Source organism: Micrococcus sp. 63XJN7_8_ISO-PGPR-S23-253 (assembly GCF_056173425.1).
Genome location: NZ_CM149673.1, coordinates 1971023 through 1984246 on the forward strand (window position 1 = coordinate 1971023; position 13224 = coordinate 1984246).

Sequence of the window (13224 nt, forward strand, 5' to 3'; positions counted from 1 at the left end):
GTGACCATGCGGGCCTCAGGTGCGCGGTTCCCACCGGAAGGTGCTCTTTGCCATGGCGAACGCCGCCACGACGAAGGCGAGGCTCGGCAGCAGCAGGCTGACGGCCTCGTGGAGGGCCATGCCGCTCCATCCCTCGATGATCAGCTCGGTCACCGCACCGCCGGGGAGCAGGCGTTTGACTCCGGCAAGCTCCTCCGTGCCGGTCAGACCGACCCACATGGAGGCGCCGAGGGCGACGACGAACAGGGGCAGCGTGGTCACCTGCGCGTGGTCCGGGGAGTTGGTGAGACCCGCCGTCGCGATGGCCGCGCCCACGAACATCAACTCCAGGACGACGACGGCGGCCACGACGGCCACGACCCCCACCGGAGGGGTGCCGACGACCGACAGGATCGCGACGATGACCCCGGCCTGCACCAGGTTCACCAGCGCAATCGGCAGCACGAGACCGCTCAAGATGGAGGCGTCCTTCGCCGACGTGGAGCGCAGCCGCTTGAGGAACAGGTTCTGGCGGCGGGAGGCCAGGGTGGTCGTCGCCGTGATGTAGATGCCCATGGCGGTCACGGTGACCAGGATCAGAGCGGCCGTCACCGGGGTGCCCCCGAAGTTCTCGCGGTTGAAGATCAGGACCGCGCTGAAGGCGAGGGGGATGAACAACGACGAGGCTGCGACGAGGCGGTTGCGGACGAGCTGTGTCATCTCGCTGCGGGCGATGGCGAACATTGCGGGCTCCTCTTGTGGTGGTCGAGTCGGTCGTGAGGACGTGTGATCAGGCGTTAAGGGCGCGGAAGAGGGATTCGAGCCCCTCGGCTCCGACGTTCAGGCCCTCGAGCTCCACATCGCGGGAGCGGGACCACACCAGGAGGCGGTACAGGTCCTCCTGGAGGTTCGTGGTGGGGATGGTGACCGCGCCGCCGGGTGCGATCGTCGCGTCCTCGAACGGGACGGTGGGCTCACCACTCAGCCGGAAGCTGATGGTCGAGGGGAAGGCCGAGGTGAGCTCGGCGACTGTCCCCTGCCGATGGATGCGGCCGCTGTGCATGAGCGCGATGCGGTCGGCCCGCTCCTGGGCCTCCTCGAGGTAGTGCGTGGTGAGCAGGATCGTCGCGCCCTCGTCACGCAGCCGGTCCACGACGTGCCAGAGTGCGTCGCGTGCCTCGATGTCCAACCCCGTGGTGGGCTCGTCAAGGAAGATCAGCTCCGGTGAGCCGAAGATCGCCGTGGCGAAGTCGAGGCGGCGCTTCTCGCCGCCAGAGAGCTGCCCGGTCCGGGTGTCCCGACGCCGGCGGAGGTCCACGAGGTCCAGGACACGGTCGACGTCGTCGTCCCGCCGCGTCAGACGACCGATCAGCGCGAGGGTCTCGCGCACGGTCAGGTCCGGGGCGAACCCGCTCTCCTGGAGCATGATCCCCACCCGACGACGCAGGGTACGGTCGCTCGGGTCCTGCTGGAGGACCCGCACGGAGCCGGCGGTTGGGACCCGGTGACCCTCCATGACCTCGATGGTGGTGGTCTTCCCGGCACCGTTGGTGCCGAGCAGGCCGAAGAACTCCCCACGTCGGATCTCGAGATCGATCCCGTCGACGGCGGTGAAATCTCCGTAGTCGACGCGAAGGTCCTTCATCTCGACGACCGTCTCTGAACGGACGCCGTCGGCAGTGGGGGCGGCGGGTGTGGTTCGAAGCGTGGTGTTCTGCATGACCCCCACACAACCAACGGGCACTCCCTGCCCGGCAGTGAGGTCACGTCACCGCCCGGCATGACAGAGTTGGTGCGCAGGCATGACGCTGCGTCACTGGCAGAAGAGCAGGCAGGTCGGAAGAGTGGACGTCGTTCCGATCGAGTCGGCCACCCCGCCGATCGGAGCCGACGAAGACAAGAAGACCATCGACAACGGACACGGGAGGCTCCCATGAAGACCATCCGGACCATCGCATTCATCCTGTTCCTCTGTGCCACCGCGTTCGGCGTCATGTTGACGCTGCACTACCTGCCCATCCCCGAGATCCTGCCCTCTGAGATCACCTCCTGGGTCCCCGCGCGCGGAACCGCCGACGCCACCTGGCTGATCGTCGGCATGGTGGTCGCCGTCGTCGCGACCGCTGTGGGGTTCTCGGCCAGCCACAAGGCCGTCGAGCGAGAGACGCAGGTGACCTCCTGAGGGGCACCCGATCCACGCGCTGACTGAACATGGAGTGCCCATGACCTCCGAGCACACGTCGGAGACGCGAAGGCTGCGCAGCAGGACGAGCTTCGTCCTGCTCGCAGTCTTCGGTGTTGCCGCCATCGTCGCCCTCCTGACGTCCGCTGTGGAGCCGTGGCCCCCTCTCGTCCTGGCACCCGGCCTCATCGCCGGCCTCTGGCTGCTGTCCCAGTGGCACCGGGAGGTGGCTGCTCCGACGCGTTGGGCAGTGCTCGCCCTGGGCACTCTCACCTGGGCGCTCAGCGCCCTCTGGGAGCTGACTCCCCTCGGCGCCCTGGCGTTCGCCCTCGCCGGTGCGCTCGAGGTCATGTGGAGTCGACGCACCCGGGCCGTCATGACCCTGCTGACGCTGACCGTCGGAGCAGCCGTCGGCGTTCTCGTGGTCGTCACAGACCCCCAGGCACTGTGGGTCTATGTCGGCATGGGCGCCCTGCTGACGGGAGCCGCGTGCGTGACCATCCCCGACTCCCGGGCCTCCTTCGACCTCATGCGTCTCCAGGACCAGCGCGCGGAGCAGGAACGGGCAGCCTCTGTCGATGCCGAGCGGCTGCGCTTCTCCCAGGACCTCCACGACATCCAGGGCCACGCACTGCATGTGGTGAAGCTCAAGATCGCCGTCGCCCAGCGACTGCTGTCCACGGACACCGAGGCTGCACGGCGGGAACTCGACGAGGCTCAGCAGACCCTGCGCCAGACCATGGCCGAGACCAAGGCGCTGGCACAGGACGGCCACACTCTGACCCTGCGCGGAGAGCTCGCGAACTCCGTCTCACTGCTCAAGGCCGCAGGCATCACCGTCACCACCGACGACGACGGCGGCCCGCGCACCGAAGAGTTCGAGCATGTGGCCGGCGTCGTGATCCGGGAGGGGACCACCAACATCCTGCGCCACTCCGACGCCCGTCGGGTCGACATCAGCCTTGCCCCCGGGCACGTGGTGATGTCCAATGACGGTGTGCTGGCTGTCCCCGCCGAAGACCACAGGGGAGGGCTGGAGAATCTCCGGTCCCGCCTCGCGGGGGTCGGAGGCCGCCTGGACGTCTCCTGTGGGGACGGACGGTTCACCCTCGGGGCACGATGGGAAGCGGACGAGGAGGAGTCGGTGTGAATGACATCAGGATCGTCCTGGCGGACGACGAGAAGCTCCTGCGCACAGCACTGGCCACTCTGCTGGAGATGGAGGGTGGCATCCGCGTCGAGGAGGTGGCCGCCGACGGCAATGAGGCGGTCGAGGCGGTGCGCCGCATCGATCCCGACATGCTGGTGACGGACATGGAGATGCCCGGTCTGGACGGCGTCGCAGCCGTCGCGACGCTCCGCGAGACCCACCCCGACCTCCCGGTGGTGATGCTCACCCGCCACGCCCGTCCCGGGGTGCTCCGACGGGCGCTGAAGGCCGGCGTCACCGGGTTCGTCACCAAGTCTGCGGAGCCGGAGGAGATCGCCGATGTGATCCGCAGGGTGAACAGCGGGCAGCGATGGATCGATCCGGACACCACGGCCCGGGCGATCTCGGACGACTGTCCCCTCACCGACCGGGAGCTCGACGCCCTGCGTGCCACGGGCGAGGGGTACTCCGTGGCCAGGATCGCGCAGCAGCTGCACCTCGCGGAGGGCACGGTCCGCAACTACCTCTCCAGTGCCATGCAGAAGACCCAGACGTCCACGCGCCATGACGCGGCGCGGTTCGCCCGCCGCCACGAGTGGCTCTGACTCCGCGTCTCCCGTCACCTCACAGGACCTCACCACGACGACGGCCCCTCACCCTGGCGGGTGAGGGGCCGTTCGCTGTGGTCGCCGTGCCGTCAGGCCCGGCGGCCGAGGGTCGGGATCAGGCCTGGGCCTGCAGGATCTCCCGCATCAGCTGGGCGGTCTCGGACGGGGTCTTGCCGACCTTCACGCCCGCGGCCTCGAGGGCCTCCTTCTTGGCCTGCGCGGTGCCCGCGGAGCCGGAGACGATGGCGCCGGCGTGGCCCATGGTCTTGCCCTCCGGCGCGGTGAAGCCGGCCACGTAGCCGACGACCGGCTTGGTGACATTGGCCTTGATGAACTCGGCCGCACGCTCCTCGGCGTCGCCGCCGATCTCGCCGATCATCACGATGGCCTGGGTGTCCGGGTCGGCCTCGAACGCCTCGAGGGCGTCGATGTGGGTGGTGCCGATGACCGGGTCGCCGCCGATGCCGATGGCGGTGGAGAAGCCGAAGTCACGCAGCTCGTACATCATCTGGTAGGTCAGCGTGCCGGACTTGGACACGAGGCCGATGGGGCCGGTGCCAGTGATGGTGGCCGGGGTGATGCCCGCCAGGGCCTCGCCCGGGGTGATGATGCCGGGGCAGTTCGGGCCGATGATGCGGGTCTTCGGCTTGCCGTCCTCGCCGGTCTTCGACTGGGACAGGGCGAAGAACTCGGCGGAGTCCTGCACCGGGATGCCCTCGGTGATGACCACGAGCAGCGGGATCTCGGCCTCGATGGCCTCGATGGCGGCGTCCTTGGCGAAGGCCGGCGGCACGAAGGCCACGGACACGTCCGCACCGGTCTTCTCCATGGCCTCCTTGACGGTGCCGAAGACGGGCAGCTCGACGGCGTTGCCGTCCTTGTCCTCGTGGGACACGGTGGTGCCGGCCTTGCGGGCGTTCACGCCGCCCACGATGTTCGTGCCGGCCTTGAGCATGAGGCGGGTGTGCTTGGTGCCCTCACCGCCGGTGATGCCCTGGACGATGACCTTGGAGTCCTTGTTCAGGTAGATCGACATAGCTGTTTCCTCAGTCTTTCCGAACGGTCAGTTCGCGGAGTGGGCGAGCTCGGCGGCCTTGTCGGCGCCCTCGTCCATGGTGGCGGCCAGGGTGACGAGCGGGTGGTTCGCCTCCTGCAGGATGCGGCGGCCCTCCTCCACGGCGTTGCCGTCCAGGCGCACGACCAGCGGCTTGGTGGCGGTGTCACCCAGGATCTCGAGGGCCTTGACGATGCCGTTCGCGACCTGGTCGCACGCGGTGATGCCGCCGAAGACGTTCACGAACACGGACTTGACCTGCTCGTCGCCCAGGATGACGTCGAGGCCGTTGGCCATGACCTCGGCGTTGGCGCCGCCGCCGATGTCCAGGAAGTTGGCCGGCTTCACGCCGCCGTGCTGCTCGCCGGCGTACGCGACGACGTCGAGGGTGGACATCACGAGGCCGGCGCCGTTGCCGATCACGCCGACCTGGCCGTCCAGCTTCACGTAGTTGAGGTCGTTGGCCTTGGCCTTGGCCTCCAGCGGGTCCTCGGTGCGCTCGTCGACGAGGGCGGCGTGGTCCTCATGGCGGAACTGCGCGTTGTCGTCGAGGGAGACCTTGCCGTCCAGGGCGAGGATCGTGCCGTCGCCGGTCTTCACCAGCGGGTTCACCTCGACGAGGGTGGCGTCCTCCTTCTCGAAGACCTCCCAGAGCTTCTGGATGACCTCGGCGACGTCGGCGCGCAGCTCCTCGGGGAAGCCCGCCTCGGCGACGATCTTCTGGGCGGTCTCGGCGTCGATGCCGGTCAGCGCGGAGACGGGAACCTTGGCGAGGGCCTCGGGGCGCTCCTCGGCGAGCTGCTCGATCTCCATGCCGCCCTCGACCGAGCACATGGCCAGGTAGGTGCGGTTGGCGCGGTCCAGCAGCACGGAGAAGTAGTACTCCTCGGCGATGTCGGCGCCCTGGGCGATCATGACCTGGTGCACGGTGTGGCCCTTGATGTCCATCCCCAGGATGGCCTTGGCGTGCTCGTAGGCCTCGTCGGCCGTCTTGGCGACCTTCACGCCGCCGGCCTTGCCGCGGCCGCCGACCTTCACCTGCGCCTTGACGACGGTGACGCCGCCGATCTTCTCCGCGGCCGCCTTGGCCTCGTCCGGGGTCTGCGCAACGATGCCGGCCAGCACGGGGACGCCGTGCGCCTCGAACAGATCGCGCGCCTGGTACTCATACAGGTCCACGGTGGTGTGTCCTTCTTGGTCGAAGACAGGGTCTGCCGGCCTCGCCCGCGGGCGCGGCCGACGTCGACGCCCCCTCCGTGGCCGGGCCGGGCACAAGGGCACAGCAGGGCGGCGGACGGCGGCGTTCCACGGCTCACTGTAGTCCACGCCCCGGGGGGAGAGGGGGGGCCTGCGGGCCGGTCCCGTCAGCCCTCGACCTTCGTCAGCGGGGCGTAGCGCAGCAGCAGCCGCTTCTGCGCCCCGGTGGCGTCGAAGGTGACGGTCGCGACGGTCTTGTCCCCGGCGCCCGCGACGGCGTCCACGCGCCCCTCGCCGAACGTGGCGTGGGAGACGCGGTCGCCCGGGCTGAGCGCCACGATCTCCTTCTGCGGCTGCACCCGGCTCGGCGCCTTCCCCCGCACCACGGCGGAGGGCACCGTGAGGTCCGCCGGCTCGTCCCCGCGGGTGAGGCGCTGGGGCCGCGCGCCGTCGTCGTCCCGGGACCGCCAGGCGGGCCGCCCGCCCCCGAACCGCCCCGCGTAGCGCGAGGTGCCGGCGCCGGTCAGGCTCAACGAGCCGGCCGAGCGCGTGGTGCCCTCCCGCTCCCAGTCGATGAGCGCCTCCGGGATCTCCCCGAGGAACTGGCTGGGCGGGTTGAACTGGTGCTGGCCCCACAGCGAGCGTGCCTCGGCGCGCGTCAGGAACAGGCGACGGCGGGCGCGCGTCAGGCCCACGTACGCGAGGCGACGCTCCTCCGCGAGCTCCTTCTCGTCCGTCATCGAGCGGGCGTGCGGGAACACCCCGTGCTCCATGCCCGTCAGGAACACCACGGGGAACTCGAGGCCCTTGGCGGTGTGCAGCGTCATGAGCGTGACCTGGCCCTGCTGCTCCGCCAGCGCCTCGCCCTCCACGTCCGGGGCCGTGGGCAGCTGGTCTGCGTCCGCCACGAGAGCGACCTGCTCGAGGAAGTCGGACAGGGTGCCGTCCGGGTGCGTCGTCTCGAAGGAGCGGACGACGGCGACGAGCTCGCCGAGGTTGTCCGCGCGGGACTCGTCCTGCAGGTCCTCGGACTCGCGGAGGGCGGCCAGCATGCCGGACTGCTCGAGGACGGCCTCCAGGACGGTGGCCGGGCCGGCGGACTCGGCGACCTGGCCGAGGTCGTCCATCATCTGCACGAAGCCGCGGACGGCCTTGAGCGAGCGGGCGGCCATGCCGGGGGCGTTCTCGGCGTCGCGCAGGGCCGCGGAGAACGTGGAGCGGTTGCGCTCGGCCCACGCGGCGACGGCGCCCTCGGCCCGGTCCCCGATGCCCCGCTTGGGCTCGTTGAGGATGCGGCGCACGTTGACGTCGTCGTCGGGGTTGACGATCACCCGCAGGTAGGCGAGCGCGTCCTTGATCTCCTTGCGGTCGTAGAAGCGCGTGCCGCCGATGACGCGGTACGGGATGCCGCGCGTCACCAGCCGCTCCTCGAGCGCACGGGACTGCGCGTTGGTCCGGTAGAACACGGCGACGTCGGCCGGGCGGATCCCGTCCTCGTCCTGCAGCCGGTCGATGGTGGTGGCGATCCACTCCGCCTCGGCGGACTCGTTCTCCGCGGCGTAGCCGACGATCGCCGGGCCCTCCCCCTCGGCCGTCCACAGGCGCTTGGGGCGGCGGTCCGGGTTGCGCTCGATCACCGCGTTGGCGGCGTCCAGGATGGTCTGCGTGGAGCGGTAGTTCTGCTCGAGCTTGATGGTGACGGCGTCCGTGAAGTCCTGCTCGAACTCGACGATGTTGCGGATGTCCGCGCCGCGGAACGCGTAGATGGACTGGTCCGAGTCGCCGACGACGGTCAGCTCGCCGCCGGGGCTCTCCACGCCCTCGGGGTCGCCCGCCGGGCCGGCGAGGAGCCGGATCAGGCGGTACTGGGCGTGGTTGGTGTCCTGGTACTCGTCCACGAGGACGTGGCGGAACCGGCGGCGGTAGTTGTCCAGCACGCGCGGGAACGCCTCGAACATGTGGACCGTCATGCCGATCAGGTCGTCGAAGTCCAGGGCGTTGGCCTGGCGCAGGCGGGCCGTGTAGTCCCGGTAGACGGCGGCGACGGCGCGGCCCCACGGGTCCCCCTCGGCCACGGTGGCGGCGTAGTCGTCCGCCTCCACGAGCTCGTTCTTCAGGGAGCTGATGCGGTTCAGCAGGGCCTTGGGCGCGAAGCGCTTCGGGTCCAGCTCGTGCTGCTTGGCGACGGTGGTGACCAGGCGCAGGCTGTCCGCCGAGTCATAGATGGTGAACGTGGACTTCAGCCCGATGTTGGCGGCCTCGTTGCGCAGCAGCCGCACGGCGGAGGAGTGGAACGTGGAGATCCACATCCGCTGGGCGGTGGGACCGATCAGCCCGGCCACACGCTCGCGCATCTCCGCGGCGGCCTTGTTCGTGAAGGTGATGGCGAGGATCTCGTGCGGCCGCGCCCGTCCGGTGGCGAGCAGCCACGCGATGCGGTGGGTCAGCACCCGGGTCTTGCCCGAGCCGGCGCCCGCCACGATCAGCAGGGGCGCCCCCGTGTGGGTCACCGCGGCTGCCTGCTGCGGGTTGAGCCCCGCCACGAGCGACTCGGGAGTGTGCGCCGGCGCGGCCGGCCGGGCGTCCTCGCCCCAGGCCTCGGGGTCCGCGGCCACGCGCGTGACGGCCGGGGGCACGAGCCCGGGCAGGGCGGTCTCCGGGTCCGCCGGGCGGCGGGTCCGGTCGAGGTTCAGGGGCGTGCGTCCGAGCGCGGAGAAGAGGTCAGCCATGGCGGATCCAGTCTAGGCGCGGCCCCGGACGCGACAGCGGGCGCCGCCGTCGTCTCCCCCGACCCGCCCTACCCCACCCCGCCCGCACTTTCGAACGTGATGTGGGGCCTGTCTCGCGTTCGAAAGTCCCCATGGCCCCCATTTCACGTTCGAAAACCGGCGGGAATCGACCGGCCCGCTATGGTCTTCTGGGCGTTCCGCGCGATGTGGCGGCGGAGCCCCCTTCCCCCGCCCCGCCACGCCACCCCGGAGCCGCCATGTCCACCACGCCGACCCCGCCCGTGTCCCACGGGTCCACCCCCAGCCGGATGACCTGGATGGACGCGATGCGAGGATTCGCCGTGCTGCTGGTGATGTTCACCCACACCTACACGATGCCGCAGGGACTCGACGCGGCCTTCAGCTCCGTGGCGTTCGCGAACGTGGCGCAGGTGTTCCAGTCGTGGCGGATGCCGATGCTCATGTTCCTGTCCGGCGTCCTGCTGCCCCGCTCGGTGTCCAAGCCGCTGGGCACGTACTACCGCGGCAAAGCGGAGCGGATCCTGTGGCCGTTCCTCGTCTGGATGGTCGTCCTGGCGCTGGCCACGGGCAGGCCCGGATCCCTGCTGTCCATCGAGTTCTGGCGCGGCGGCGCGTGGCACCTGTGGTTCCTGTGGGTGCTCATGCTCTGCTACCTCATCGGCCCGGTGATCCGTCGCGTCCCGGCGCTGGTGGTCGCCGTCGTCCTGTTCGTCCTGCTCCTCGAGTTCGTCAGCGGCCCCCGCCACTGGGTGCGCCCTCTGTACTGGGGCGTGTACTTCTTCCTCGGTGCCGCCTCCGCGCGACTGCTCCCCCGGATCCGCACGGCGCCTGCCGCCCTGGGCGTGATCGCGGTGATCCTCATGGTGCTCACCGTGACGGCCACGCGCGCCGGCGCGCTGGTGGTGGCGGAGCGCCAGCCCTGGTCCGTGTTCGCCGCGCTGCCGGGGATCCTCGTGGTGCTGTGGCTCGGCCCGCGCCTGCCCCGTCTGCCGTTCCTCGAGTTCTGCGGCCGCCGCTCGATGGTCCTCTACGTCGCCCACATGCCGGTGCTGATCCTGGCGGTGGCGGCCTTCCGCGACCTCGCCGCGGTCCGCCCGGTCGACTTCTACGTGGCCATCGCGTCGTTCACGTTCCTCGTGCCGCTCGCCCTCGCGCTCGGCTACCGACGGGTGCGCTGGCTCTTCGAATTCCCGACGGCGGGACGCGTCCGGGCGCGGCCACGCACCCGGGCCTCGGCCCCGGAGGCGGCGGACACCGTGCCGGCCCGGACCGCCGAGCCCGCCCCGACGACGGCACCCCTGTCGGTCGTCGAGCCGGCGCCCGAGCCGCAGCCCACCGCGGGGCCGGCCCCGGCCACCGAGCCGGCGGCTGACGCACCCGTCCGGGTCCGAGTCCCCCGCCCGCGGCCCCGCCACGCGGACTGAGCCGCCCCCGACTCGACCCCGCCACACCCGCCACACTCGCACTTTTGAACGTGATGTGGGGCCTGTCTCGCGTTCGAAAGTCCCCATGACCCCGATTTCACGTTCGAAAGTGAGCTGGGCTGGACGCGCTGGGCGGCGCGGGGCCGGACCGGCTCGGCCGGTCTGGGAGGATGGACCGCGGAGGTGCCCCGTGTCCCAGAAGTCCCGCAAGTCCCGTCCGCGCCCGTCGCGGCCCGCCGCGCGTCCGGTCGCCGAGTCCCCGCGCTCCCGTCCCACGCTGCGGGACGTCAACGTCCGTGAGGACCTCTCCACGGCCGCTGAGCGCGAGGGCAGCCCGGCGATCCCGGTCAGCGCGCTGATCGTGACCACCCTGCTCGTGGGCGCGTACCTCCATCTGCTGGTGCTGCAGCAGATGACCCAGCTCAGCGGCGGCCTGGCGATGCCGGACTCCCTGCTGTTCTACGGGCAGGACCACATCCGCGCGCTCTCCGCGGTCATGGACGAGGACGCCCGCGGCCAGCTGAACTGGGTGCACAAGACGGCCGGCGTGATCTTCCCGATCGCCGTGGCGCTGACGGTCACCGCGGTCGGCGCGTGGCGCCTGCGTCCCGCCGGCGCCAAGTGGGTCGTCTTCGGGCTGGGCGTGCTGTTCGCGGTCGTGGACATCTGCGAGAACATCGCGATCGAGCAGGCCATCGCCGCCGGCGGCCCGGGCGCCGGCCTGGCCACCGCCCTGACGCTGACCCGCTGGGTCCTGCTCGCGCTGCTCGCGCTGGCGGTGGCCGTGATGCTGTGGGCCGGGCGGCGCCGTCGTCGTGGTCCCGCCGCGCGGGGGGCCTGAGGGGCTAGACTCGCTCACCGGACCGACGCGCGGTCCACGCCCCAGTAGCTCAGTTGGATAGAGCGACCCTCTCCTAAAGGGTAGGCCGTCGGTTCGATTCCGGCCTGGGGCACCCGGGTGGCCGGTCCGGCCACCGCCTCATTCCGCGTCGGCGAACTGCGTGGTGTAGAGCTCCGCGTACCGTCCGTCCGCCGCGAGCAGCGCGGCGTGCGTGCCGCGCTCCACGATCCGCCCGGCCTCGACCACGAGGATCTCGTCCGCGCTGCGGACGGTGGAGAGCCGGTGCGCGATCACGATCGCGGTCCGCCCGGCCAGGGCCTCCCCCAGCGCCTCCTGGATGGCCCGCTCGTTGGTGGAGTCCAGCGCCGCCGTCGCCTCGTCCAGCACCACCACGCGCGGGGCCGCCAGCAGCAGCCGCGCGATCGTCATCCGCTGCCGCTCGCCGCCGGAGAGGCGGTAGCCGCGCTCGCCGACCACGGTGTCCAGCCCGTCCGGCAGCGCCTCGACCACGGGGCGCAGGCGGGCCCGCTCGACGGCGTCCCACAGCTGCTCGTCCGTCGCGTCGGGGCGGGCCAGCGTCAGGTTGGCGCGCACGGTCTCGTGGAAGAGGTGGCCGTCCTGGGTCACCATGCCCACGGCCCGTTGCAGGTCCGCGAACGCGAGGTCCCGCACGTCCACGCCACCGATCTCGACGGCGCCGGAGGTGACGTCGTGCAGGCGCGTGACGAGCGAGGCGATGGTGGACTTGCCCGCACCCGAGGAGCCCACGAGGGCCACGGTGGCCCCGGCGGGCACGGCCACGTCGATCCCGTGCAGCACCTCCTCGCCGCCGCGCGTGTCCAGCACGGCGACCTCCTCGAGGGAGGCCAGGGACACCTGCTCCGCGGTGGGGTAGGCGAAGCGCACGTCCCGCAGCCGCACGGACAGCGGGCCCTCCGGCAGGGCCGCGGGCCGCGCGGGCTCCGTGATGAGGGGTTCCAGGTCCAGCACCTCGAACACGCGCTCGAAGCTCACGAGCGCGCTCATGATCTCCACGCGGGCGTTCGCCAGCGCGGTCAGGGGCGCGTAGAGGCGGGTCAGCAGCAGGGCGAGGGTGACGACGTCGCCGGCGTCGAGGGTGCCCGCGATCGCCTGGAGCCCGCCCACGCCGTACACGGCCGCGAGCGCGAGCGCGGAGACCAGGGTGAGCAGCGTGGTGAAGACGGCCTGGCGCACGGAGATGTCCACGCCGGTGGCGCGCACGCGGTCGGCACGGCGGGCGAACTCCGCCGATTCGGCGGCGGGGCGGCCGAAGAGCTTGATGAGCGTGGCGCCGGGGGCGGAGAACCGCTCGGTCATCTGGTCGCCCATGGCCGCGTTGTGCCCGGCCCGTTCGCGGGACAGGCCCGCCAGCTTCGAGCCGACCGCCCGGGCCGGCACCAGGAACAGCGGCAGCATCACGAGGGACAGGACGGTGACCTGCCAGCTGGTGGCCACCATCACGCCCAGGGTCAGCGCCACGGACACCACGTTCGCGACGACGCCGGAGAGGGTCCGCGAGATCGCCGACTGCGCCCCGATCACGTCGTTGTTCAGGCGCGAGACGAGCGCGCCGGTGCGGGTGCGCTGGAAGAACGCCACGGGCATGCGCTGCACGTGGTCGAACACGGCGGTGCGCAGGTCGTAGATGACCCGCTCCCCCAGCCCGGAGGAGAGCCACTTGGTGAACACGGACAGGGCCGCGTCGAGCACCGCCACGAGGGCGATCAGCAGGGCCAGCCGCACCACGAGTCCGCGGTCCGCACCGCCGGTGATCGCGTTGACGACGTCGCCGGCCAGCACGGGCGAGGCCACGCCGAGCACCGCGCCCACGATGGACGCCGCGACGAACACGATCAGGCGGGTGCGGTACCGGCCCGCGAACGCGATGGTCCGGCGCACCGTGCCGCGGGCGAGGCTCTGCTGGGCGTCGGACTGCCCGTGGGTCATCCGCATCATGGACATCCGTGCCGCTGACTCCATGCTCATGGGCCCCTCCGCTCTCTCGACCGTTCGAGAGT

11 protein-coding genes and 1 tRNA gene are annotated in these 13224 nt (G+C 71.2%); 6 read left to right on the forward strand and 6 right to left on the reverse strand.

Annotation, left to right across the window (positions count from 1 at the left end; all coding sequences use genetic code 11):
• Window positions 1-15 precede the first annotated feature (15 nt).
• Together AC0VX4_RS09060 and AC0VX4_RS09065 are read right to left on the reverse strand one after the other, a co-directional pair.
• The gene (locus tag AC0VX4_RS09060; RefSeq protein ID WP_101962399.1) at window positions 16-723 is read right to left on the reverse strand and encodes an ABC transporter permease; all 708 of its coding nucleotides are present in this window, start codon (window positions 721-723) and stop codon (window positions 16-18) included.
• A gap of 46 nt (window positions 724-769) precedes the next feature.
• Window positions 770-1699: an ABC transporter ATP-binding protein gene (locus AC0VX4_RS09065; protein WP_475464290.1), complete on the reverse strand. Its 930-nt coding sequence runs from the start codon at window positions 1697-1699 to the stop codon at window positions 770-772.
• A gap of 213 nt (window positions 1700-1912) precedes the next feature.
• On the opposite strand from AC0VX4_RS09065, the gene AC0VX4_RS09070 reads away from it, so the two are divergent.
• From AC0VX4_RS09070 to AC0VX4_RS09080, 3 genes are read left to right on the forward strand one after another with little or no spacing between them, the layout of a single operon-like run.
• Window positions 1913-2161, forward strand: a complete 249-nt coding sequence (locus AC0VX4_RS09070; protein WP_002853770.1) for a hypothetical protein — start codon at window positions 1913-1915, stop codon at window positions 2159-2161.
• Window positions 2162-2201: 40 nt separating this feature from the next.
• Window positions 2202-3311: a sensor histidine kinase gene (locus AC0VX4_RS09075; RefSeq protein ID WP_002853771.1), complete on the forward strand. Its 1110-nt coding sequence runs from the start codon at window positions 2202-2204 to the stop codon at window positions 3309-3311.
• The gene (locus AC0VX4_RS09080) at window positions 3281-3916 is read left to right on the forward strand and encodes a response regulator transcription factor (RefSeq protein WP_050773786.1); all 636 of its coding nucleotides are present in this window, start codon (window positions 3281-3283) and stop codon (window positions 3914-3916) included. The genes AC0VX4_RS09075 and AC0VX4_RS09080 overlap by 31 nt, the downstream gene beginning before the upstream one ends.
• 118 nt (window positions 3917-4034) lie before the next feature.
• On the opposite strand, the gene sucD is transcribed toward AC0VX4_RS09080, so the two are convergent.
• From sucD to pcrA, 3 genes are all read right to left on the reverse strand, one after another.
• Complete coding sequence (sucD, locus tag AC0VX4_RS09085; RefSeq protein ID WP_136940708.1) at window positions 4035-4955, reverse strand: succinate--CoA ligase subunit alpha; 921 nt, start codon at window positions 4953-4955, stop codon at window positions 4035-4037.
• A 27-nt stretch (window positions 4956-4982) separates the two neighbouring features.
• The gene (gene sucC, locus AC0VX4_RS09090; RefSeq protein WP_222958917.1) at window positions 4983-6152 is read right to left on the reverse strand and encodes an ADP-forming succinate--CoA ligase subunit beta; all 1170 of its coding nucleotides are present in this window, start codon (window positions 6150-6152) and stop codon (window positions 4983-4985) included.
• Window positions 6153-6337: 185 nt separating this feature from the next.
• On the reverse strand, window positions 6338-8899 hold the full coding sequence (gene pcrA, locus AC0VX4_RS09095) for a DNA helicase PcrA (protein ID WP_475464291.1): 2562 nt from the start codon (window positions 8897-8899) through the stop codon (window positions 6338-6340).
• A 257-nt stretch (window positions 8900-9156) separates the two neighbouring features.
• Between pcrA and AC0VX4_RS09100 the strand changes: the two genes are divergently transcribed.
• The 3 genes from AC0VX4_RS09100 to AC0VX4_RS09110 all read left to right on the forward strand — a co-directional run bounded on the left by AC0VX4_RS09100 (window position 9157) and on the right by AC0VX4_RS09110 (window position 11297).
• Window positions 9157-10344, forward strand: a complete 1188-nt coding sequence (locus AC0VX4_RS09100) for an acyltransferase family protein (protein WP_216879685.1) — start codon at window positions 9157-9159, stop codon at window positions 10342-10344.
• A 190-nt stretch (window positions 10345-10534) separates the two neighbouring features.
• Entirely contained in the window at window positions 10535-11185 is a 651-nt protein-coding gene (locus AC0VX4_RS09105; RefSeq protein WP_475464292.1) for a hypothetical protein, read from the forward strand.
• A 38-nt stretch (window positions 11186-11223) separates the two neighbouring features.
• Window positions 11224-11297 (forward strand) — tRNA-Arg (locus AC0VX4_RS09110).
• Between the two features lie 26 nt (window positions 11298-11323).
• Here AC0VX4_RS09110 and AC0VX4_RS09115 read toward each other — a convergent pair.
• A complete protein-coding gene (locus AC0VX4_RS09115) occupies window positions 11324-13192 on the reverse strand; it encodes an ABC transporter ATP-binding protein (RefSeq protein ID WP_475464293.1) in 1869 nt (622 codons plus the stop codon).
• Window positions 13193-13224: the final 32 nt, after the last annotated feature.